The organism is Rhizobium sp. AC27/96, assembly GCF_001692325.1.
Lineage (GTDB): Bacteria > Pseudomonadota > Alphaproteobacteria > Rhizobiales > Rhizobiaceae > Rhizobium.
The window spans coordinates 128,215-148,836 of sequence record NZ_LXKN01000005.1 but is presented as its reverse complement, the minus strand read 5'-3'; the positions used below and the strand labels follow the sequence as shown (position 1 = coordinate 148,836).

Annotated in this window: 20 protein-coding genes and 1 tRNA gene; 10 read left to right on the top strand and 11 right to left on the bottom strand. The window is 61.0% G+C overall.

Annotated elements, in window-relative coordinates; genetic code table 11:
- Nucleotides 1-48: 48 nt before the first annotated feature.
- The 4 genes from A6U86_RS08580 to A6U86_RS08565 all read right to left on the bottom strand — a co-directional run bounded on the left by A6U86_RS08580 (nucleotide 49) and on the right by A6U86_RS08565 (nucleotide 4,989).
- Complete coding sequence (locus A6U86_RS08580; protein WP_083196764.1) at nucleotides 49-1,113, bottom strand: esterase-like activity of phytase family protein; 1,065 nt, start codon at nucleotides 1,111-1,113, stop codon at nucleotides 49-51.
- 38 nt (nucleotides 1,114-1,151) lie between these two features.
- Nucleotides 1,152-3,053 carry a cobaltochelatase subunit CobT gene (gene cobT, locus A6U86_RS08575; protein ID WP_068389076.1) on the bottom strand — a complete coding sequence of 634 codons (1,902 nt, stop codon included), beginning with the start codon at nucleotides 3,051-3,053 and terminating at the stop codon, nucleotides 1,152-1,154.
- Nucleotides 3,054-3,070: 17 nt separating this feature from the next.
- Nucleotides 3,071-4,060 carry a cobaltochelatase subunit CobS gene (cobS, locus tag A6U86_RS08570; RefSeq protein ID WP_068389242.1) on the bottom strand — a complete coding sequence of 330 codons (990 nt, stop codon included), beginning with the start codon at nucleotides 4,058-4,060 and terminating at the stop codon, nucleotides 3,071-3,073.
- A 308-nt stretch (nucleotides 4,061-4,368) separates the two neighbouring features.
- Nucleotides 4,369-4,989, bottom strand: a complete 621-nt coding sequence (locus tag A6U86_RS08565) for a J domain-containing protein (protein ID WP_068389070.1) — start codon at nucleotides 4,987-4,989, stop codon at nucleotides 4,369-4,371.
- A gap of 106 nt (nucleotides 4,990-5,095) precedes the next feature.
- Here A6U86_RS08565 and A6U86_RS08560 point away from each other — a divergent pair, with 106 nt between their 5' ends.
- Nucleotides 5,096-5,383 carry a BolA family transcriptional regulator gene (locus A6U86_RS08560; RefSeq protein WP_068389069.1) on the top strand — a complete coding sequence of 96 codons (288 nt, stop codon included), beginning with the start codon at nucleotides 5,096-5,098 and terminating at the stop codon, nucleotides 5,381-5,383.
- 18 nt (nucleotides 5,384-5,401) lie between these two features.
- Here the strand turns inward: A6U86_RS08560 and A6U86_RS08555 are convergent, their stop codons facing one another.
- Genes A6U86_RS08555 through A6U86_RS08545 form a run of 3 tightly spaced genes read right to left on the bottom strand, consistent with a single transcriptional unit; the run spans nucleotide 5,402 to nucleotide 8,432 of the window.
- Complete coding sequence (locus A6U86_RS08555; protein ID WP_068389068.1) at nucleotides 5,402-6,712, bottom strand: HlyC/CorC family transporter; 1,311 nt, start codon at nucleotides 6,710-6,712, stop codon at nucleotides 5,402-5,404.
- Nucleotides 6,712-7,842, bottom strand: a complete 1,131-nt coding sequence (aroB, locus tag A6U86_RS08550; protein WP_068389064.1) for a 3-dehydroquinate synthase — start codon at nucleotides 7,840-7,842, stop codon at nucleotides 6,712-6,714. Before aroB ends, A6U86_RS08555 begins: the two co-directional genes overlap by 1 nt.
- Entirely contained in the window at nucleotides 7,839-8,432 is a 594-nt protein-coding gene (locus A6U86_RS08545) for a shikimate kinase (protein WP_068389061.1), read from the bottom strand. Before A6U86_RS08545 ends, aroB begins: the two co-directional genes overlap by 4 nt.
- Nucleotides 8,433-8,590: 158 nt before the next feature.
- Here A6U86_RS08545 and A6U86_RS35575 point away from each other — a divergent pair, with 158 nt between their 5' ends.
- From A6U86_RS35575 to A6U86_RS08525, 5 genes are all read left to right on the top strand, one after another.
- The gene (locus A6U86_RS35575; protein ID WP_174072410.1) at nucleotides 8,591-8,758 is read left to right on the top strand and encodes a hypothetical protein; all 168 of its coding nucleotides are present in this window, start codon (nucleotides 8,591-8,593) and stop codon (nucleotides 8,756-8,758) included.
- A gap of 14 nt (nucleotides 8,759-8,772) precedes the next feature.
- Nucleotides 8,773-9,729 (top strand): site-specific tyrosine recombinase XerD, encoded by a 957-nt coding sequence (xerD, locus tag A6U86_RS08540; RefSeq protein WP_068389239.1) that lies wholly within the window; start codon nucleotides 8,773-8,775, stop codon nucleotides 9,727-9,729.
- A 63-nt stretch (nucleotides 9,730-9,792) separates the two neighbouring features.
- Nucleotides 9,793-10,746, top strand: a complete 954-nt coding sequence (locus tag A6U86_RS08535; protein ID WP_068389056.1) for an acetyl-CoA carboxylase carboxyltransferase subunit alpha — start codon at nucleotides 9,793-9,795, stop codon at nucleotides 10,744-10,746.
- 230 nt (nucleotides 10,747-10,976) lie between these two features.
- Nucleotides 10,977-12,272 carry a murein L,D-transpeptidase family protein gene (locus tag A6U86_RS08530; protein ID WP_068389236.1) on the top strand — a complete coding sequence of 432 codons (1,296 nt, stop codon included), beginning with the start codon at nucleotides 10,977-10,979 and terminating at the stop codon, nucleotides 12,270-12,272.
- On the top strand, nucleotides 12,265-12,498 hold the full coding sequence (locus A6U86_RS08525; protein ID WP_068389053.1) for a sulfurtransferase TusA family protein: 234 nt from the start codon (nucleotides 12,265-12,267) through the stop codon (nucleotides 12,496-12,498). The genes A6U86_RS08530 and A6U86_RS08525 overlap by 8 nt, the downstream gene beginning before the upstream one ends.
- Before the next feature lie 405 nt (nucleotides 12,499-12,903).
- On the opposite strand, the gene A6U86_RS08520 is transcribed toward A6U86_RS08525, so the two are convergent.
- Both A6U86_RS08520 and A6U86_RS08515 read right to left on the bottom strand, forming a co-directional pair.
- Nucleotides 12,904-14,103: a GTP-binding protein gene (locus A6U86_RS08520; RefSeq protein WP_068389050.1), complete on the bottom strand. Its 1,200-nt coding sequence runs from the start codon at nucleotides 14,101-14,103 to the stop codon at nucleotides 12,904-12,906.
- Between the two features lie 15 nt (nucleotides 14,104-14,118).
- Nucleotides 14,119-15,285, bottom strand: a complete 1,167-nt coding sequence (locus A6U86_RS08515; RefSeq protein WP_068389047.1) for a D-alanyl-D-alanine carboxypeptidase family protein — start codon at nucleotides 15,283-15,285, stop codon at nucleotides 14,119-14,121.
- A gap of 194 nt (nucleotides 15,286-15,479) precedes the next feature.
- Here A6U86_RS08515 and A6U86_RS08510 point away from each other — a divergent pair, with 194 nt between their 5' ends.
- Both A6U86_RS08510 and A6U86_RS08505 read left to right on the top strand, forming a co-directional pair.
- Nucleotides 15,480-16,640, top strand: coding sequence for a M20 aminoacylase family protein (locus A6U86_RS08510; protein WP_068389045.1), 1,161 nt, complete (start codon nucleotides 15,480-15,482; stop codon nucleotides 16,638-16,640).
- Between the two features lie 119 nt (nucleotides 16,641-16,759).
- Nucleotides 16,760-16,836, top strand: a tRNA-Arg gene (locus A6U86_RS08505).
- Between the two features lie 500 nt (nucleotides 16,837-17,336).
- On the opposite strand, the gene A6U86_RS08500 is transcribed toward A6U86_RS08505, so the two are convergent.
- The gene (locus tag A6U86_RS08500; protein WP_198929034.1) at nucleotides 17,337-17,786 is read right to left on the bottom strand and encodes an Ivy family c-type lysozyme inhibitor; all 450 of its coding nucleotides are present in this window, start codon (nucleotides 17,784-17,786) and stop codon (nucleotides 17,337-17,339) included.
- Nucleotides 17,787-17,870: 84 nt separating this feature from the next.
- Entirely contained in the window at nucleotides 17,871-18,137 is a 267-nt protein-coding gene (locus tag A6U86_RS08495; RefSeq protein ID WP_068389039.1) for a BON domain-containing protein, read from the bottom strand.
- A gap of 199 nt (nucleotides 18,138-18,336) precedes the next feature.
- Between A6U86_RS08495 and dxr the strand changes: the two genes are divergently transcribed.
- Together dxr and A6U86_RS08485 are read left to right on the top strand one after the other, a co-directional pair.
- Nucleotides 18,337-19,530 carry a 1-deoxy-D-xylulose-5-phosphate reductoisomerase gene (dxr, locus tag A6U86_RS08490; protein WP_068389035.1) on the top strand — a complete coding sequence of 398 codons (1,194 nt, stop codon included), beginning with the start codon at nucleotides 18,337-18,339 and terminating at the stop codon, nucleotides 19,528-19,530.
- Between the two features lie 37 nt (nucleotides 19,531-19,567).
- Nucleotides 19,568-20,482, top strand: a complete 915-nt coding sequence (locus A6U86_RS08485; RefSeq protein WP_068389026.1) for a pyridoxal-phosphate dependent enzyme — start codon at nucleotides 19,568-19,570, stop codon at nucleotides 20,480-20,482.
- The last annotated feature ends 140 nt before the right edge of the window (nucleotides 20,483-20,622 follow it).

Below are 20,622 nucleotides of genomic sequence, written 5' to 3'. Positions count from 1 at the left end.
AGCATTCCAGACGGAAAATCGCTGCGCATTTTTCCTGCAAGTGCTCTTCTAGTTCTGGCTGACGACGTTTTCGTCATGCAGGCGGAATTCCAGCATCAGGCTACGCTGCAGGATCGAGTGATTGTCGTCCGAGACGAGGATGAGGTGGAGGGAGCCATCCGCCGCGCGGAACACGTCGATCCCTTCCATATTGTCGATCTGCTCGCTGGTATCGGCTTTGAAGATCACCTTGCCGTCCACGACCGCATCCGGCTTGATGTCCGCGCCGGCAATGCGGCGGATACGCACGCCGAGCCCGCGCGCCAGCCCGAAACGGCGCTCCAGCAGCAAGAGATCCCCATCGGGCAGAAAGACGCCGTCGCTGACGTCAAAACCGCCGTAATGGCGCACGGTGAAGCGGCCATGCAGCGGGCCGTCCAGAATGGCCGCAATCATATTGCCCTTGTCGTCCAGGCTGTCTTCCGTGACGATGACGGCGGCGCCCGCAAGCGGGCTCGACTGCGGCGCGATCATCAGTGCCTCGAGGCTGCGGTTGGAGCGCAACTGCCATCTGGGAATGGGGATAGGCAAGCTGTCGTCCGGCGGCGATATCTCGAACCCGGGATCGGGATAGACGTCGACGCGATGGTTCTGCTCATAGCCGACGAGGACATGATTGCCACGCAGGGCCAACCCCTCGGCATCCATCGCCCCCTTGCCGGCATCCGTGCCGCCATAGCGGTCGATCATGGGCATGATCCGTGCCTCGGCGATGCCCTTCAAGCGGCCCTTGTCGTCGCGCTCTATCGTCCCCGTCAGCCAGTGGCCGGTATCGAGCACCGAAACGAATTGCCGTTGATCGGGACGAAGGCGGATGGCCGAGATGGCGCCAAGCAGCGCATTGTCCGAACTGAGCTCAAGACCGCCGAGAAATTCCAGCGCGCCGAACTGCGTTTCCTGCGAGCCGGGTCTGAAGCTGGAAATAGCGGTGGCGCGAATATCGGCCGGACCGCCGTCGTCAGCCTTGTCGCCGGGGTTACAGCCGCCGAGTATCACCAACATGGCGATGAGGCCGACGCATTTCATCGCCGTGGACCGGCATTTGGAATCGGTATTGCCGATGGGAAAATGCATCGGCCGGCGGGCCGATGCGGAGAGAAGCCTGAACGGGCTCAGCTTGCGCGGCGCATGCGCGAGCGCGGCATGCTTGCCTGATCCTCGAACAGCGAGGCCAGTTGTTCCGTCATGGCGCCAGCCAGTTCATCGGCATCGACGATGGTCACGGCCCGGCGATAGTAGCGCGTCACATCGTGACCGATACCGATCGCCAGCAGCTCGACGGGAGACCGCGTCTCGATCTGATCGATGACGGCGCGCAGGTGTCGCTCCAGATAGTTGCCCGGATTGACCGACAGCGTCGAATCGTCAACCGGCGCACCGTCCGAAATCATCATCAGGATACGCCGCTGCTCACGGCGACCGAGAAGACGGTTATGCGCCCAGATCAGTGCCTCGCCGTCGATATTCTCCTTGAGCAGGCCTTCGCGCATCATCAGGCCAAGATTGGCGCGAGACCGCCTGTAGGGCTCGTCAGCCGACTTGTAGATGATGTGGCGCAGGTCGTTCAACCGGCCTGGCGTCTGCGGCTTGCCGCTGGCAAGCCATTTCTCGCGCGCCTGCCCGCCCTTCCAGGCCTTGGTGGTGAAGCCGAGGATCTCGACCTTGACGCCGCAGCGCTCCAGCGTGCGCGCCAGAATATCGGCACAGGAAGCGGCAACCGTGATCGGCCGGCCACGCATCGAGCCGGAATTGTCGATCAGCAGCGTCACCACGGTATCGCGGAACTGCGTATCGCGCTCCATCTTGAAGGACAGCGCCTGCGTCGGGTCGATGATCAGGCGCGGCAGACGGGCCGGATCGAGATACCCTTCTTCGAGATCGAAGTCCCAGGAGCGGTTCTGCTGCGCCATCAGGCGGCGCTGCAGACGGTTGGCAAGCCGCCCCACCGCACCCTGCAGATGCGCGAGCTGCTTGTCGAGGAAAGCCCTAAGCCGTTCGAGTTCAACCATGTCGCAGAGCTCCTGCGCAGTCGTGGTCTCGTCGAACTCTTCGGTATAGACGTGATAGTCGACCTTCTCGTTGAAGTCGGAGAAGGGTGTGTTCGGACGGCGGGTCTCGCCGGGCGTTTCCGAATCCTCCTCGCCTTCCTCGCTCATATCGTCGTCGGAAATCTCGCCGCCGTCTTCCGTCGCGCCGTCGTCCATCTGCTCGTCGGAGGTTTCGCTGTCCTCGGCGGGTGCCGCGTCGGAGCCTTCGTCTTCGTTGACGTCGTCGCTGCTTTGGTCTTCGCCGTTCGGCTTGTCCTCTTCGCTCTGCTGGTCTTCGCTGTCCGGATCCGACTGTTCGTCGCCATATTCCTCGGCCATTTCCATGGCCGTCAGAATGTTGCGGATCGCGCGGGCAAAGCCCTGCTGGTCGTTGATGGTCGAAATCAGCTTGTCGAGCTCGCCGCCAGTCTTGTCCTCAATGAAGGACCGCCAGAGGTCGAGCACCTTGCCGGCGCTTTCCGGCGGCTTCTGACCGGTCAGCTTCTCGCGCACGATCATCGCCATGGCCTCGCCGAGCGGCGCGTCCTCCTGGCGCTCGATGCCGGAGAAATTCGCCTTGGCGTATTTTTCCGAATTCATCGAGTTGATGTTGGCGGCAACGCCGCTCATGCGCAACGAGCCGATCGACTCGACGCGGGCCTGCTCGACGGCATCAAAGATCCCGCGCGCATCGGCACCCTGCGGCGCCATGACGGCATGGACGCGCGCGTCGTGACAGGCAAGCCGCAGCGCCATCGAATCGCCAAGCCCGCGTGTCACCGCCAGCTCATGCGCCGTCGGCCGCTTCGAAAGCTCCGGTAGGCGGATGCGTTCAGCGGTCATTCCCGGGCGTTCGTTGGCGAATGCCACCTCGACCTCGGCATCGCCGGCGATCGAGCGCACACAGCCCGTGATCGCCCGGCGCAACGGCTCCATGTCCGCCGGGGCACCCGGCTTCGCTTTGGAATTGTCTCCGCGACCTGACATGATGTGTGGGTTCTTCCCTATGCTTCTAGCACGATGTTGGCGGCACTTTCCTTCAGCTCGATGCCGAAGGCGCGCTGATAGTGCTCGGCGACCAGCGGCCGCTCCAGCTCATCGCACTTGTTGAGGAAGGTGACGCGGAAGGCAAAGGCGATATCGCCGAAGATTTCCGCATTTTCAGCCCAGGTGATCACGGTACGCGGGCTCATGACGGTCGACAGATCGCCGTTCATGAAGGCCGCACGCGTCAGGTCGGCGACGCGCACCATCTTGGAGATCGCATCACGACCCTTGTCGTTCCGGAAGGACTTCACCTTCGCCAGCACGATATCGACTTCGACATTATGCGGCAGATAATTCAGCGTCGACACGATCGACCAGCGGTCCATCTGGGCCTGGTTGATCTGCTGCGTGCCGTGATAGAGGCCCGTGGTATCGCCGAGACCGATGGTGTTGGCGGTCGCGAACAGGCGGAAAGCCGGGTGGGGACGGATGACGCGGCTCTGGTCGAGCAGCGTCAGGCGGCCCGACGATTCCAGCACGCGCTGAATGACGAACATCACGTCCGGGCGGCCGGCATCATATTCGTCGAAGACGAGCGCGACATTATGCTGATAGGCCCAGGGCAGGATGCCGTCCTTGAACTCGGTGATCTGCAGTCCGTCCTTGACGACGATCGCATCCTTGCCGACGAGATCGATACGGCTGACATGGCTATCGAGGTTGATACGCACGCAAGGCCAGTTGAGCCGCGCGGCAACCTGCTCGATATGCGAGGATTTACCGGTGCCGTGATAGCCAGAAATCATCACGCGGCGGTTATGGGCAAAACCTGCGAGGATCGCGAGCGTGGTCTCGCGGTCGAAAAGATAGTCCGGATCCAGATCGGGTACGTAGGCGCCGCCCTTGCTGTAGGCCGGAACGCGAATGTCGGAATCAATGCCGAAAACTTCACGAACCGAAACGGTGGTGTCGGGAACTTCGGAAATATCAAGGTCAATCTTGCTCATCATGTCTCCAGGGCGGGTGGCTCTCACCCAGCCATATCAATCTCAGCCGTTTGATCCGAAACGCCACGGCTTATTGCCCGCATCCGTTCGGTCGGAACAGCGGCGATACTTCTCCGGGACTAAAGCAAAATCTCGGCGCGATGAAATGATCGCTTGCGAGCATCCTTGAACAGAGCCCCGGACAAGAAACGCCGCGTCCGGAAAGTTGGCCGAGGTGCAGACAGCCAAATGCGCACCCTGCCGCGGTTGCCCACGGCTTCAGCCGATTTGGACCATACCTGATTGAAGGCGGAGAGCAAGGACAGGAATTAACAAAAACCGTTCTGTTTCAATAATTGATAGGCCTGTATGACCGCGCGGAAACGCTCCTCGGAGCCGCGGTCGCCGCCATTGGCATCCGGGTGATGCATTTTCACCAGTTCCTTGTAGCGACGCTTGATCTCCGGTGCTGCGGCGGTGGCGTTCAGCCCCATCGTATCGAATGCCTTCGCCTCCAGCGTCTTCAGCTTGCGCTGTTCCGGGAAACGCGGCCCGCGCCCCTGCCCCTGCCCTTCCTTGACGAAGCCGAAGGGATCGCGAACGCGGGAATAAGAGCCGGAGCGGATATCGGAGTGGAGCGGGCTGTTCTTGGCAGCCTTGTTGACACCCACCGTCCAGGTCGGACGATGGCCGGTGATGGCTTCCTTCTGATAGCGCGCGATTTCCCCGTCCGAGAGGCCGGAGAAATAATTGTAGCCCTTGTTGTAGTCCTTGACATGCTCAAAGCAGAACAAAAAGAACTGCCCTTCCGCATTGCGCCCGACCGGGGCGCGATGCGTACCGTGCTTTTCGCAGCCATCCCACTGGCACGTCGGCGGCCCCGCCTCGGGCTCCTGCGGGCGTTTGCGGCGCGTGCGAATGCGATCGAAGTATTTTGAATCAAGTCCCATAGCGCCCTAATTATGGGGCCTCGATTGGCCCACAACAAGAATTGACAAACAGGAATGTTGCAGGCTTTGTGGGAACCTTTTTCGCTAGGGAGCTCGATGCGTGAATATGGAAACGACACTGCAATCACGCATTGAGACGAAGCTCAATGACGCTTTCGCCCCCGAGCGCCTCTCTGTCATCAACGAGAGCCACCTGCACGCCGGCCATCAGCCCGACATGACCGGAACCGGCGAAACCCATATAAGAATTCGCATCGTCTCCGCCAAGTTCGCGGGCATGCCGCGCCTTGCGCGCCACAGGGCGATCAACGAGCTTCTGAAACCGGAACTGGATGCGGGCCTTCATGCCCTAGCCGTGGAGCCCGCCGCACCGGGCGAAGCTGTGCGCTGGTAGGCTACAGGCAAACCCCAATTAGGGCGTCTTCGCCTCTTCCGTCTCGGCGGGGCGAATGCGCAGCTTGGTGATGCGGTTCTTTTCCCGCTTCATGACGATGAAGCGCTTTCCGTAGAACGTGAAAGCCTGACGCTCTTCCGGAATGGTCATCGATTCATGGATGACGAGGCCGGCGATCGTCGTCGCCTCCTGGTCAGGCAGGTTCCAGTCGAGCGCCCGGTTGAGATCGCGGATCGGCACGACGCCGTCGACCACGATCGAACCGTCGGCCTCCTGCCGCACACCCTGGATATCGATGTCGTGCTCGTCGGCGATATCCCCGACGATCTCCTCCAGAATATCCTCAAGCGTCACGATGCCCTGCACCTCGCCATATTCGTCGACGACGACGGCGAAATGCTGCTTGCGGCGCAGGAAGGCGTTGAGCTGATCCTCGAGATTGGTGCTGTCGGGCACGAACCAGGGCTTTTGCGCGATCTTGACGATGTCGAGGTTTTCCGGCTCGACATTCGGCTCCGCAAGCGCCCTCAGCAAGTCCTTGGCATGCACCACGCCGATGATGTTGTCGATCGTGCCGCGCCAAAGCGGCATACGCGTATAGGGGCTGTCGAGGATAGCACGCACGACCACCTCGGGCTGGTCGTCGGCATTGATGGCGCGCATCGCCGTGCGATGCACCATGATATCAGACAGTTCCAGCTCACCGAGATCGAGCACGCCGCCCAACCGGTCACGGTCGGCCTTGACCACCGACCCTTCCCGATGAAGCAGATCCACCGCACCGCGCAACTCGTCATGCGCCGACAGCATCGAAACCTCTTTCGAGAGGTTGACGCCGAAAACACCGAGAATCCACCGGACGATGGCATTGACGAAGCTCGATACCGGACCGACGACGGCGACGAAGAGCCGAACCGTGCCGGCGACATTGAGCGCGAACCGGTCCGGCGTCGAAATGGCCCAGCTCTTCGGCAGGACTTCCGCGAAGATCACCAGAATGACCGTCATGGCGACGGTCGCGAGCGCGACGCCAGAGTTGCCGAACAGTCCGAGGAACACGCTGGTCGCCAGCGAGGACGACAGGATGTTGGCAAGGTTGTTGCCGATGAGCAGCGCTCCGATCAGCCGGTCCCGACGCTCGATCAAACGACGAACGATGCCGGCATCCTGATCGCCATTGGCTTCCAGCGTATGGATACGGCTGCGCGACACGGCGGTAAGCGCCGTCTCCGAACCGGAGAAGAAAGCCGACAGCAATACAAGCACGACGATCGAGAGGATCTCGGGCCAATATTCGAACAATACAGCCAGCGTGCCCTCGACCGTCATCAGGGATGCTTTTCCTTTAGGAAACTCAGGACTTCGGAAGACGGCACGTCATCGGCGACAAAGGACTGGCCGATACCGCGTGTGAGGATGAAAGTGAGCTTGCCGCTCTTGACCTTCTTGTCCTGCGCGATTGCGTCCATCAGCGTCTCGGCGGGCGGCAGTTCGCCGGGTATATCGCCCATGCGTGTCGGCAAGCCCACGGTCTTCAGATGGGCCTCGACGCGCTTCGCATCATCCGGGCTTGCCAGATTGAGGCGGGCGGAAAACTCATGCGCAAGCACCATGCCGATGGCAACGCCCTCACCATGCACCAGCCGGCGGCTGTCATAGGCGGTGGCGGCTTCGAGCGCGTGGCCAAAGGTGTGACCGAGATTGAGCAGCGCGCGCGGCCCGTTTTCGCGCTCGTCGGCAACGACGACATCGGATTTCGCCTGGCAGCTCGCCGCGATCGCCTCGATGCGGGCGGCACCGCCGGCAAACACATCTTTCCAGTTGGCTTCGAGCCAGGCGAAGAAATCCGGCTTGTCGATCAGACCATACTTGGCGACTTCGGCATAACCCGCGCGGAACTCGCGTTCGCTGAGCGTATTCAGCACGTCGATATCGGCAAGTACCAGATCCGGCTGATGGAACACACCGACGAGGTTCTTGCCGTGATGGGTGTTGATGCCGGTCTTGCCGCCAACCGAGGAATCGACCTGCGCCAGAAGCGAGGTCGGAATCTGCACGAAGCGGACGCCACGGCGCACGATGCCGGCCGCAAAACCCGCGAGATCGCCGATGACGCCGCCACCCAATGCGATCACCGCATCGTTGCGCTCGACGCGCGCGGTCAGCACGGCATCGCAAACCGTCATGAGATGCTCGAAGCTCTTGGTCTTCTCACCGGCCGGCAGCACGAGGCTGGATGCCTCGATGCCTGCTGCCGTCAGGCTGGCGACCAGGGCATTAAGATAGTGCGGCGCGACGTTCTCATCCGTTATGACAGCGGCCTTGCGGCCCTTCAGCCGCGCGGCGATCTCGCGCCCTGCCCGGGCGATCAGGCCAGGGCCGATGAGGATATCATAGGCGCGCTCGCCGAGAGGCACGCGCACGAGGCGTTCTGCGGAGGCCGCCGTAATCGCATTCATGGTGCTTTGCTTTCTGCTGTCTTTCCCTCGGCAACGGCAACAAGGACTTCCTTGGCCATGACTTCCTTGCTCACATCGCGGGACAGAACCGTGAGATCGGCTTCCGCATAAATCGGATAGCGCACGTTCATCAGGTCCTCGAGGGTCTGTTTTGGATTGTCGGTCTTGAGGAGGGGGCGCGTATCCCGCTTGTTGACCCGATCCCAGAGAACTTCGAGATCGGCCTTCAGCCAGACGGAAAGGCTGCTGCGCTTGACATGAAACCGCGTGCCCTCGTTGATGAAGGCGCCGCCGCCGGTTGACACGACGCGTGGCCCGCCCTTGAGCAACCGCTTGATGACACGCGTTTCCAGCGACCGGAACTCCAGTTCGCCATAGGCGGCAAAAAGCTCCGGGATCGTCATGCGCGACACGCGCTCGATCTCGGCGTCGGTATCAACGAAGGGGATGCCCAGTTGCTGTGCAACAAGCCGGCCGACCGAGGATTTGCCTGCCCCCATCAATCCCACGAGGACAAGATTGCGCTGGCCCAGCGCGGCGCGCGCCCTGTCTTTTAGGCTCTCTGCAAGGGTCAGGACTTGTTCACTCATCGGCCCATTCACAATTTCTTTGGAAACGGTATCGTCAAATGCGCCTGTAGCGTCAAGACGCCGCTCGCGTAAACATGTCTGCAATATCCTTCCGCTAACGCTTGTTGGGTATAATTAGTGCGTCGCCGGACCCATGCTGGGACGAGGAGAGTTTTCGAATGCCGACCCTGTTTCGCTTCCTTGTCATCTGCGCGGTGATCGGCGGATCGATATATGGGGCAATGTGGGCGCTCGCGCTCTTCGTCGATCCGCAGCCGCGCGAGATAACGATCCGCATTCCGTCGGAGCGCATCAATCCGCCGACGACCGGCTCGCTGAAACCATGAACGCGAGGGCTGGCGTGAGAGATCTGAGCCGCGCGCATCTGGAATCCTTCCTGGAAATGATGAGCGCCGAACGCGGCGCGGCCGTCAACACGCTGCAATCCTACGAGCGCGACCTTGAAGACCTTCATGGCTTCCTTTCCGAGCGCAGCGTCCGCATGACCGATGCCGGGCCGAACGACCTTGGCGCCTATCTCTCCGGCCTCTCGGCCCAAGGTTTCAAACCCTCCTCCCAGGCGCGGCGGCTCTCGGCCATGCGCCAATTCTATAAATTCCTCTACGCGGAAGGCCTGCGCACCGACGATCCCACGGGAATTCTCGATGCACCGAAAAAAGGCCGCCCCCTGCCGAAGACCATGGGCGTCGACGACGTGACGCGTCTTTTGACCCAGGCGGAACAGGAAGCAGCCGCGGATGGACCCGACCGGCTTCAGCGCCTGCGCATGCTCGTGCTGCTGGAACTGCTTTACGCCACCGGCATGCGCGTGAGCGAGCTCGTGTCATTGCCCGCGAAAGTGTTGGATCACGAAGGACGCTTTCTCATCATTCGCGGCAAGGGAAACAAGGAACGGCTGGTGCCGCTGTCGCAGTCGGCCATATCGGCGCTGAAAGCCTATGGGCGGCTGCAAACCGAACTCGCAGCGAATGCCAAGCAGTCCGCACCCGAAAGCCCATGGCTCTTCCCTTCGGCCTCGCAGCAGGGCTATCTGCCGCGCCAGGTTTTCGCGCGCGATCTGAAAGATCTTGCCATCCGCGCCGGGCTCACGCCCTCGCTAATCTCGCCGCACGTCATGCGCCATGCCTTTGCAAGCCACCTGCTTGCCAACGGCGCCGACCTGCGCGTGGTGCAGGAACTTCTGGGGCATTCGGACATTTCGACGACACAAATCTATACGCATGTACTGGAAGAACGCCTTCATCAGCTCGTCCAAACGCATCACCCCCTTGCCAAACAGGCTAAAAAACAGGATTAGGACCGGCATAAGGGTTAAACCTGCCGTCTCTCGTTACGCGCAAAAGGATCGGAAACGCACCTCATGCACAATTATCTCGACTTCGAAAAACCCATCTCGGATCTCGAAGGCAAGATTCACGAGCTCAAGAAACTGGCGAGCGAAGACGAAAGCATCGACACTTCGGACGAAGTCGGTCGGCTTGAAATCCGCGTTCGCGAGGCGACGGCGGATATCTACTCCAAGCTCAACGCCTGGCAGAAGACGCAGGTGGCCCGCCATCCGCAGCGGCCGCATTTCGTCGATTACGCCAGTGCACTGCTCACCGAGTTCACGCCGCTCGCCGGCGATCGCAAGTTTTCGGAGGATGCCGCCATCCAGGCCGGCTTTGCCCGCTTCCGCGGCCAGCCCATCGCCATCATCGGCCAGGAAAAGGGCAACGACACCAAGACGCGCCTGAAGCACAATTTCGGCAGCGCCCGTCCCGAAGGCTACCGCAAGGCAATCCGCATCCTGGAAATGGCAGACCGCTTCCAGCTGCCTGTTATCACGCTCGTCGACACCGCAGGCGCCTATCCCGGCGTCGGCGCTGAAGAACGCGGCCAGGCCGAAGCCATCGCCCGCTCGACCGAGATGTGTCTCGGCGTCAAGGTGCCGATCATCTCCGTCGTCATCGGCGAAGGCGGCTCCGGCGGCGCCATCGCCATTGCCACCGGCAACCGCGTCTACATGCTCGAACATTCGATCTACAGCGTGATTTCGCCCGAAGGTGCCGCCTCGATCCTCTGGCGCGATTCCACCCGCGCCAAGGAAGCCGCCACCAACATGAAAATCACCGCCGAAGACCTGAAGGGCCTGGGTGTGATCGACGGCATCATCCCGGAACCGCTCGGCGGCGCGCATCGCGATCCGCAGAATGTGATCGCCGCAACCGGCGACATTATCTCCAAGGCGCTTGGCGAGCTTTCCAGCCGCACGGGCGAGCAGCTGCGGAGCGACCGTCGCCAGAAATTCCTCAACATCGGCCGCAATCTCTAAGCGGCTTTGTGAAAATCCAATTGCGAAAAATAGGAATGAGGCCAAATCTTGGCCACATTCCTGTTATCGAAGCTTCTATGGCAAAGAAAAGCTTGCCGATACGACGCGAGAGCGTCATAGGCTGGTAAGGAATTTTCAAGTATAAGCCGTTTATGATTCCGTTTCATGCTTCGAGGGGAGTGGCGAAACAGATCGAGCTGCCGCTCTTCGCATTTATGGGCCAAGTCAGAATGCGCATCCGTAACCTTGCTTATGTATCCTTGATGGCGCTGGCTCTTGCCGGCTGTAACGACGCGCTCGATACCGCGTCGATCGATCTGTCGAAGGTGACGAACAAGGTCGAACAGCCGCTGCCGAGCCGTATCCTGGCGGATATGACCAAGAAGGGCATGGACCGCAATTCGCCGATCATGATCCGCATCTTCAAGGAAGAAGGTGCGATGGAGATCCTGAAGGCGAACCAGAGCAACCGTTTCGAGGTCATCGCCAGCTACAGCATCTGCGCCTGGTCGGGCCGTCTCGGCCCGAAAGTCAAGGAAGGCGACCGGCAAGCGCCGGAAGGCTTCTACATGCTGACGCCGGCCAATCTCAATCCGAATTCGAAATACTATCTTGCCATCAACACCGGCTTTCCCAACCGGTATGACGCAGCCAACGGCCGCACCGGCAACAATCTGATGATCCACGGCGCCTGCTCGTCGTCGGGCTGCTATTCGATGACCGACCAGCAGGTGCTGGAAATCTACGCTTTCGCGCGCGACGCCTTCAAGGGCGGTCAGAAGGCCATCCAGCTCGAGGCATTCCCCTTCCGCATGACGGCGGAAAACATGTGGAAGCACCGTCTCAGCCCGAATATCGATTTCTGGAAGATGCTGAAGGTCGGCTACGACAATTTCGAAGTCACAAAGCGGCCGCCGGAAGTCGAAGTCTGCGAAAAGAAATATGTCTTCAACCAGCAGGCCAGCGGCCAGTTCAACGCCGGCGGCAAATGCCCGGTCATGACGACACCGCCTGCCCTACAGGTTGCCCTTGCCAATTACGACAAGCAGTATCAGACCGATTACGCCGCGGCGACGAAGAAATATAGCGATATGGCCTGGTACGATCCGACCGAGGCCGAGCGCAAGGCTGTGGTCGCCAAGCAGCGCAAGGGCCACGATCTTGCCTATGCTCCCACAGGCACCGCACTTGCCGCCGGCAAGATGATGAAGGTTGCCGATCTCGAGTCGATGATGTCTAACCAATCGGCGCAACAGATCGCGCGCGGCGGCACCGTCGCCAGCCCGACGACGACGGCAAGCATCCGCTTGGCAACCGCCGCTCCGGACGCAACGGCGCAGCAGACCGGCGGCCCGCTGGTCGCCGCCAACATTCCGGCGAATGTTCCGATCCCGACGGCAAACCCGATGGTTCCCGGTCCCGCCGTCAACCCGCTCGCCTATGCGCAAAATCCGGATGTAGAGACGGCGCAGACCGAGCAGGCAAAGAAGCCGCCATTCTGGAAGTTCTGGGCCAAGAGTGAATAGTCCGGACGGCGAGATCTACGATCTGCGCGGACTGAAGTGCCCCTATCCGGCGATCAAGACGGAAAAGCGCCTGCGCGGCATGCCGAGCGGCGCCATGCTCACGGTCGAGACGACCGATCCCCTCGCCGTCATCGACATTCCGCATCTCTGCAATGAAAAGGGCCACACGCTTCTCGCCAGCGAGAAGACGGACAGCGGCCATCGCTTCATTATCCGCAAGGGGTGATCTCCAGCAGCCGGTGACCATCCCAATGGTTCGAGGGTCGCTTCGCTCCCGCCTCACAACAGCGATTTCACATGGGGCATGTCAGCGCTGATAACTCCTTCTCCCCTCAGGGAGAAGGTGGCCCGAAGGGTCGGCTGAGGGGGTGTATGGTCTTGGATTTATCAGCTTTCATGCTCTTGGCGCCCCCTCATCCGCCTGTCGGCACCTTCTCCCCAAGGGGAGAAGGGGGTGCGCGGCAACCATCTCATCTCATATGCGATTACCCTACCCCTCACCTTGAGGATAAAGGCAGTCCGGCCGCGCGCTCAACCTGATGCTGTGCTCCGATTACGACGAACCGGGCGGCAACGCACAAAGATCAGCCTCACCCTGAGCCTGTCGAAGGGCGAGGCGGTTGCCGGGTGCCTAGAAGCGCATCCCCGGCACCGCCAATGGATTGTCCTGAAGCGCTGCCCGATCCGGCGTGTCGACGCGCGGCTTGCTGAGGAAGGCGTCGAACAAGCCCTTCACGAAATCCTCGGGCAGATCCTTGGTGATGATCACCATGCGCGTGCGCCGGTCCTCCGGGTTGGGCCAGGCCGGCAGGCGCACCGGCGGATGGAAGATGTTCTGCACGCCATGCAGCACGACCGGGCGCTCCGGCCTGTCCGACACGGCAACGATCGCCTTCATGCGCAAAAGCTTTTCACCATGGGCCGAACGCAGGAGATCGATGAACATCTCCAGCGCCGCCGGGTCGATCGGCTGTGTCTCGATGATCGAGAAGGACCGGATCGATTCATCGTGGCGGGTCACGTCATGGCCGTGCTGGTGGCGATGGTCGTGGTGGTGGCCATGATGGTGATGGCCGTGACCGCCATGATGATGGTGGTGGTGGTGATCATGGCCGTCGTGATGATGATGATCGTGATGGTGATCCTCATCCGCCTTCAGCTCGTCCTGCAGCCAGCGGCCGACATCGGCGATCTTCGACATCGGATCGTAGAGACCGTTGATGAGAATGGCGGCGCGGCCGGCCTCCTCGCTATCGGCGCTCAGGATCTGCGCACGCGGATTGAACATCCTTAGCCGGCCGACCAGCAAGTCTTCAGGCACAGCGCCGGCAATCCCGCTCTTCGAGACGATCAGCCGGTCGGCGACCGCCACCTGTTTGCGCGCCTCTTCATGATTGTCGAGCGTCTGCAGCCCGTTGACCGCATCGACGACGGTGACGACGCCATCCAGATCGAAATTGGCCGCGATGATCGGGTTGCCCATGATCGACTGCATGACAGGCGCGGGATCGGCAAGGCCGGTGGTTTCGATGACGATGCGCTTCAGCGGCCGGATTCGACCGGTCTGCATGGCATCCATCAGGTTCGCCAGCGTATCCACCAGCTCGCCGCGCACCGTGCAGCACAGGCAGCCGTCCGACAGCTCGATGATGGCATCGCCGGAGCTCTCCACCAGCAGATGGTCGATGCCAACATCACCGAATTCGTTGATGATGACGGCCGCATCGCGCATGGCCTCATCCTTGAGGATGCGGTTGAGCAGGGTCGATTTGCCCGCACCGAGGAAACCGGTCAGGATTGCGACCGGCACTCTTTGCTGCGAAACGCTCATGGCTAAAATCCGATATTAGAAAGTGGGACGTGGCATCGGGACCGGCACATTGTCCGCCCGGCCGGAGATGGCGATCTTGTTGCCCTTGGTGGCTTTGTCACCTTTCGCAGTGGCATCGTCCTTGTCGCCCTTGGCGGCGGTGGCGATGTCCTGGCCGCCGATCAGGCCGGCATAGATGAAATTGGGCTCATGATCCATTTCGTGGATATAGGGCGACTGTACCTTGGTGCGGCCGAAGGGATCGCGCGTTTCGCTGCGTGCCTGCGCGCCCTTGGTGCTGCATATATCGGCGGTGACGTCGGCGACATCGGCCGCAAGCGGCGCGTCGGGCCTCAAGGTCGCGAGTGTGTCGCGGGTCGACAGCTGGTTCTGGAAACCCTTTTCCAGCAGGTTGGCGGAATCATCAGCCCGCGCCGCCAGGCTGTCTGTGCCCAGCACGACGGAGATCAGCGTGCGGCCGTTGCGAGTTGCCGAGGCGATCTGGTTGAAGCCGGCCGCGCAGATGAAGCCGGTCTTCATGCCGTCGGCGCCGTCGAAACGGCCGATGAGCATATTGATGTTTGGCACCTGCTTCACACCGTTGGTAAAGCCTTCCAGCGAGAAATAGCCGGCATATTGCGGAAATTCGCGGCGCAGCGCGACGCTGAGAATGGCAAGGTCACGCGCCGTCGTATATTGCCCCTTGCCCGGAAGGCCGTTCGGATTGATGAAATGCGTGTCGCGCATGCCAAGGCGAGCCGCCTCCGCATTCATTCGCGCCACGAATGCCGGCTGCGAACCGCCGACGGTTTCGCTCACCGCCATGGCAAGATCGTTTGCAGATTTGACCAGCATCATCTTCAAGGCATTGTCGAGCGTCATCTTCTGCCCGGGCTTGAAGTACATCTTCGCCGGCGGCTGCGCGGCGGCGAGCTTCGACATGACGACGGGCGTATCGAGCTTGATCTGGCCGGACTGGAGGGCGCGGAAGGTGACGTAACTGGTCATCAGCTTGGTGAGAGAAGCCGGATACCAGCGGCGAAACGCCTCCTGCTGGTCGAGCACCCGTCCGGTGCTGACATCGACGAGAATATGCGGATTGGCTCCGGCCGTCTGCGCGGTCGACAGGAAAAGCATGGATGCAGCTGCGGCTACGGGAACAAGCCGCAGGGCGGCATACAAACGATTCTGCTTCGTCGGCACGATCTATCCTTCAGAGTTCCGGAATTTTCTCGAAAGCTTCGTCTATTTAACCTATATGGCTAGGAGAAGGCAAAGGCGATTGACGACTTTATTTGCCCCTGAGCAGGCCACGCTAGACGCGAAGAGCCGGCAGGGGCGGAACGAAGAACCGAAGAGTTGAACCACAACCGATAGTGAGCAGCAGGAAAATCAGCATGCCGATCTTGAACAGAGCCGCCGAACTCCAGGGCGAAGTGACCGAATGGCGCCGCTATATCCACACGCGGCCCGAACTTCTCTATGCGGTGGAAAACACCGCCGCCTTCGTCGCTGAAAAACTTCGCTCCTTCGGGGTCGACGAGGTGGTGACCGGCATCGGCCGCACCGGCGTCGTCGGTCTGATCCGCGGCAAGGGCGAGGGTCGCACAGTCGGCCTGCGCGCCGACATGGATGCCCTGCCGCTCACCGAAATCACCGGCAAGCCCTGGGCTTCCGAGACACCCGGCAAAATGCATGCCTGCGGCCATGACGGTCACACCGCGATGCTCTTGGGCGCTGCGAAATACCTCGCCGAAAACCGCAATTTCAACGGCAATGTCGCTGTCATCTTCCAGCCGGCCGAAGAGGGTGGCGCCGGCGGCGACGCCATGGTCAAGGACGGCATGATGGAGCGCTTCGCCATCGCCGAAGTCTACGGCATGCACAACATGCCAGGCCTGCCGGTCGGCCACTTCGCCATTCGCAAGGGTGCGATCATGGCGGCAACGGATGAATTCACCGTCTCCATCAAGGGTGTCGGCGGCCATGCCGCCATGCCGCACAAGACCATCGACCCGATCGCCATCGGCGCGCAAATCGTCTCCAACCTGCAGCTCATCGCCTCGCGCAGCGCCAATCCGCTGAAATCGGTTGTTGTCTCCGTCACCAAGTTCAATGCCGGCAATGCCCACAACGTCATTCCGAGCGAGGCAAGCTTTGCCGGCACGGTGCGCACGCTCGATCCCGAGATGCGCGATCTCGCCGAACAGCGCTTCAGGCAGATCGTCTCCGGCATCGCGGCCAGCCACGGCGCCGAGGTCGACATCGAATTCCAGCGCAACTACCCTGTCACCTTCAACCATGCCGACGAGACCGATCATGCGATCGCCATCGCCGAGGAAATCGCCGGTGCGAACAATGTCATTCCGGATATCGACCCGATGATGGGCGGCGAGGATTTCTCCTACATGCTGCTTGCACGCCCCGGCGCCTTCATCTTCGTCGGCAACGGCGATACCGCCGGCCTGCACAATCCGGCCTACGACTTCAACGACGAAGCCATCGCCCACGGCATTTCCTACTGGGTGCGCCTTGCCGAACAGCGCCTCAACGCCTGAGACACCATCGCCACGATCCGTGCGCCTCATGCGGCGCACGGCACCACAAAAGCGAATTGTCCCCGGGACGTAAAAGGGCTTGGCTTCCTGCCTTTGCTTTTGTATGGATCATCCCGAGTGGTCTCGTAGCTCAGCAGGATAGAGCACCAGATTCCTAATCTGGGGGTCACGCGTTCGAATCGCGTCGAGATCACCAATATTCCCCAATTAAAACAATCTGTTAGTATATCCATCAGATCTATAAGGGTTCGGCGGCGTTCCTGCACGCCTGTCCCCGATGCATTCGCACGCTGACGATATATGACCGGGAGTTCGCCGTTAGGCGAACTCCGACACACAAAAGAAATTACCAGCAGTGCCAGCACCGGTGATAAAATCCGCCGTCATAATAATGATAATAGGGATGATAATAATACGGGTGGTAGTAGTAAGGGTGATAGTAATAGGGGCCGGTTACAACACAGCCTGCCAGCATTGTGGCGAGGATAAACGCCGAACCCAGCTTCAACACAAATCGTAGCATAATTACCTCTCAAGCCCGCCCCGATGGAGCTTAAACGGCACGGAAAGGATATTCCGTCGCTGGAGAGCAATTAGATTATGGAATGGTGGGCATCTTCAAAAAGGCCGCATGCTCCCAATTCCGGCAGACGGCAGCTAAGGATCGGCTCTCCGAGAGGCATTGCCCATTACCGCTTACTTGTAATCAAACGCCCCCGGATGATTCTCCAAACTGCCCGTCAGCGCCGCGTAGAGTATGGTCCTGCCATCGATCGCCTCATTACCCGGCCCGATGTTCAGCCATGTCAGCTTCTCGGTCACGGTCTTCTGGTCGGCTGAGAGCAGCAGACCGTACATGATCTTCTTGGCGGGATCGTACATCACGGCGATCCGTTCAGAGCCGCAGTCATGCTGCTTGCAGGCGCTCATGACATAGACCTTGTCTCCGCCAAACGTCACCTCGTTGCCGGGGGATTCGACGGTCTTGCCGTTGATCCAGTCCGGCAACGTGTGGCCTTTGGCCATCGCCTTGAAGGCGGCGGTAGCAGCCGGATCGGAGGCGATTTCGCGGAATGTGGCGGGATGATTTTCTGCGGATGCGTTTGTCGCGGCCAAAAGGGTCCCTGCGAGCGCGGCGGCCATCATGAGCTTTTTCATGCGTCTCCCTCGAAATGCAATCCAGACTAGATCCCTACCGGGCGGAGAATGAACGAAAACTGAAGCTCGCGCTCACCCCACCGCAATCCTGTTCCTCACCAGCCTCACGCCGCGGATCGACTCGGCGACCGCGGTTGCCCGCATCACTTCCTGCTGAGTGGCGACGGTGCCATCGAGGCGGATCTCCTGGCCGGCGGCCGTCACCGTCACCTCGGAGGCGTCGATCCCACCGGCAACGGCAAGCGCATTGGCAACTGTGGACTCCAGTTCCGAACGCCTGGAATGCTCGCTTTCCAGATAAAGCTCCATGCCGTGAAATGTCGCCGCTTTGAAAACCATTCATCGCCCTCCGCATTCGAGTGGACGAAAAACGCAGCACTTGGCAATTGGTTCAATAATGATCGAAAAATATCATTAAATCAGTGATTTCGCCTTAAACGCGCATCCCAGTCGCAGGGGGTTGTAAGCCGGCACACTTGCCGCTTCCTGCGATCCCCTGTAGAGCCTTGGAGACTTTCAGCAACATGCGGATACCTGAATGACCACCGGTAGCAAGGCGCGACGCCGCCTGACGATATTGGGTTCGACCGGCTCCATCGGCCAGAATACGCTTGACGTCATCGCCCAGCTGGGCGGGCGTGAAGCCTTCGACATCGCCGCCATTACAGGCCACGACAATATCGAGCTTTTGGCGGAGCAGGCAAAGGCCTGCGGCGCCGCCTTCGCCGTCACCGCCAATGAGGAGCGTTATCAGGCACTGAAGGACGCGCTGGCCGGCACCGGTATTGCAGTCGGCGCTGGCAAGAACGCCCTGATCGAAGCCGCCTCCATGCCATCGGATTGGGTGATGGCCGCCATCATCGGCACGGCCGGCCTTGCACCGACGCTTGCAGCCGCCCGCCGTGGCGCCGATATTGCGCTTGCCAACAAGGAATGCCTCGTTTCCGCCGGCGATCTTTTCGTGCGCGCCGTTTCAGAAGGCGGCGGACGGCTGATCCCGGTCGATAGCGAGCACAGCGCCATTTTCCAGGCACTGGAGGATGATCAGCAGCACGCGGTGGAGCGCATTATCATCACTGCGTCGGGCGGCCCCTTCCGCACCTGGACGCGCGAGCAGATGGCCAATGTCACGCCGGCGATCGCGCGTGCCCATCCCAATTGGTCGATGGGCTTCAAGATTTCCGTCGGCAGCGCCTCGATGTTCAACAAGGCGCTGGAGATGATCGAGGCCAGACACCTGTTCAATGTCCGCCCCGATCAGATTGAAGTGGTGGTTCATCCGCAATCCGTCATCCATTCCATGGTCGGCTATAGCGACGGCTCGGTGCTGGCGCAGCTCGGCTGTCCCGACATGCGCACCGCCATCGGCTATGCGCTGACCTACCCCGCCCGCACCAAGCTCAGCGTCGACCGGCTGGATTTCGCCAAGCTGGCGCGGCTCGATTTCGAGGCGCCCGACGAGGTTCGCTTCCCCGCACTGCGGCTTGCCCGCACCGCGCTCGAGCGTGGCGGCCTGCAGGGCGCCATCATGAACGCCGCCGAAGAAATAGCCTTCCATGCCTTCGTGGATGGCCGCATCGGCTTCCTGGGAATGGCCGATATCGCCGAAGCCGTCATGGACGAGATGATCGCGACCGGCAGCGCCGAAACCATGGACGCCGTCTTTGCCGCCGACGGGGAAGCGCGCGGCCGGGCAGCCGCGCTGATCGCCCAGCGGGAAAAAGCAGCCTAACCCGCCTCGCCAGCAGCGCCTTTTGGACAGATACTCCATGCCACTTCACCTTGAAACTCCGCTCATCGAGTCCCAGCCGCTCAGCCATGCCTCGGAACGCTCCATCTGGTTGAAGATGGATGCGCTACAGCCGCCCGGCTCCTTCAAGATCAGGGGTGTCGGTGCTGCCTGCGAACATCATGCCGCTAACGGGAAACGGCGCTTCGTATCCTCTTCCGGCGGCAATGCCGGCATCGCCGTCGCCTATGCCGGGCGTCGGCTTTCCATCCCGGTGTCGGTCTTCGTTCCCGAGACGACGACGGAGCGGGCGAAGGCGCTGATCCGCCAGGAAGGCGCCGAGGTCTTCGTACATGGCGCATCCTGGCAGGAGGCAAACGAACGCGCGCTCCAGGCGATGGATGCCGATACCGCCTTCATCCACCCCTTCGATGATCCACTGCTCTGGACGGGCCACGCGACGATGATCGATGAAGTCGTCAGCGCCGGTGTCCGGTTCGATGCGGTCGTTCTTTCGGTCGGCGGCGGCGGGCTGCTCGCCGGTGTGTCGGAAGGACTTGACCGCAATGGTCTTGAACATATCCCCATTATCGCCGCCGAAACGGAAGGTGCCGCCTCGCTGGCAGCTTCGGTGACATCGGGCAAGCTGGCGGAGCTGCCCGCCATCACCAGCATCGCAACATCGCTCGGCGCCCGAAAGGTCTGCCAGCGCGCTTTTGAGATTACCCGGAACAGACCAGTCGACTGCGTCGTCGTCGATGACCGCGCGGCCGTCAACGCATGCATGCGCTTCCTCGACAATCACCGCACTCTCGTGGAGCCTGCCTGCGGCGCCGCACTGGCCGTCGCCTACACCTATACCGATCGGCTGGCGCGCTTTGAGCGGGTGTTGATGATTGTCTGTGGGGGAGCCACCGCCACTTTGGCGCAGTTGCAGGCTTGGCAAGCATCCTGATTGTACGGCATGCCTTCAGCAGGATTGCCGTCGGCTCCTGAGACCAATAGGTAAGGAGAATCTTACCGATTGATTTCTGCTGTTGCCATTCCCGATATCGATCGCTAGAGAGGAATTCCGGCCTCACTTTCAAAGGAATC

Excerpts from the sequence above, each read along its gene's own strand:
- A6U86_RS08580 (WP_083196764.1), bottom strand. The coding sequence starts at position 1,113 with ATGCATTTTCCCATCGGCAATACCGATTCCAAATGCCGGTCCACGGCG.
- cobT (WP_068389076.1), bottom strand. The coding sequence starts at position 3,053 with ATGTCAGGTCGCGGAGACAATTCCAAAGCGAAGCCGGGTGCCCCGGCG.
- cobS (WP_068389242.1), bottom strand. The coding sequence starts at position 4,060 with ATGAGCAAGATTGACCTTGATATTTCCGAAGTTCCCGACACCACCGTT.
- A6U86_RS08565 (WP_068389070.1), bottom strand. The coding sequence starts at position 4,989 with ATGGGACTTGATTCAAAATACTTCGATCGCATTCGCACGCGCCGCAAA.
- A6U86_RS08560 (WP_068389069.1), top strand. The coding sequence starts at position 5,096 with ATGGAAACGACACTGCAATCACGCATTGAGACGAAGCTCAATGACGCT.
- A6U86_RS08555 (WP_068389068.1), bottom strand. The coding sequence starts at position 6,712 with ATGACGGTCGAGGGCACGCTGGCTGTATTGTTCGAATATTGGCCCGAG.
- aroB (WP_068389064.1), bottom strand. The coding sequence starts at position 7,842 with ATGAATGCGATTACGGCGGCCTCCGCAGAACGCCTCGTGCGCGTGCCT.
- A6U86_RS08545 (WP_068389061.1), bottom strand. The coding sequence starts at position 8,432 with ATGAGTGAACAAGTCCTGACCCTTGCAGAGAGCCTAAAAGACAGGGCG.
- A6U86_RS35575 (WP_174072410.1), top strand. The coding sequence starts at position 8,591 with ATGCCGACCCTGTTTCGCTTCCTTGTCATCTGCGCGGTGATCGGCGGA.
- A6U86_RS08535 (WP_068389056.1), top strand. The coding sequence starts at position 9,793 with ATGCACAATTATCTCGACTTCGAAAAACCCATCTCGGATCTCGAAGGC.
- A6U86_RS08530 (WP_068389236.1), top strand. The coding sequence starts at position 10,977 with ATGCGCATCCGTAACCTTGCTTATGTATCCTTGATGGCGCTGGCTCTT.
- A6U86_RS08520 (WP_068389050.1), bottom strand. The coding sequence starts at position 14,103 with ATGAGCGTTTCGCAGCAAAGAGTGCCGGTCGCAATCCTGACCGGTTTC.
- A6U86_RS08510 (WP_068389045.1), top strand. The coding sequence starts at position 15,480 with ATGCCGATCTTGAACAGAGCCGCCGAACTCCAGGGCGAAGTGACCGAA.
- A6U86_RS08500 (WP_198929034.1), bottom strand. The coding sequence starts at position 17,786 with ATGATGGCCGCCGCGCTCGCAGGGACCCTTTTGGCCGCGACAAACGCA.
- A6U86_RS08495 (WP_068389039.1), bottom strand. The coding sequence starts at position 18,137 with ATGGTTTTCAAAGCGGCGACATTTCACGGCATGGAGCTTTATCTGGAA.
- dxr (WP_068389035.1), top strand. The coding sequence starts at position 18,337 with ATGACCACCGGTAGCAAGGCGCGACGCCGCCTGACGATATTGGGTTCG.
- A6U86_RS08485 (WP_068389026.1), top strand. The coding sequence starts at position 19,568 with ATGCCACTTCACCTTGAAACTCCGCTCATCGAGTCCCAGCCGCTCAGC.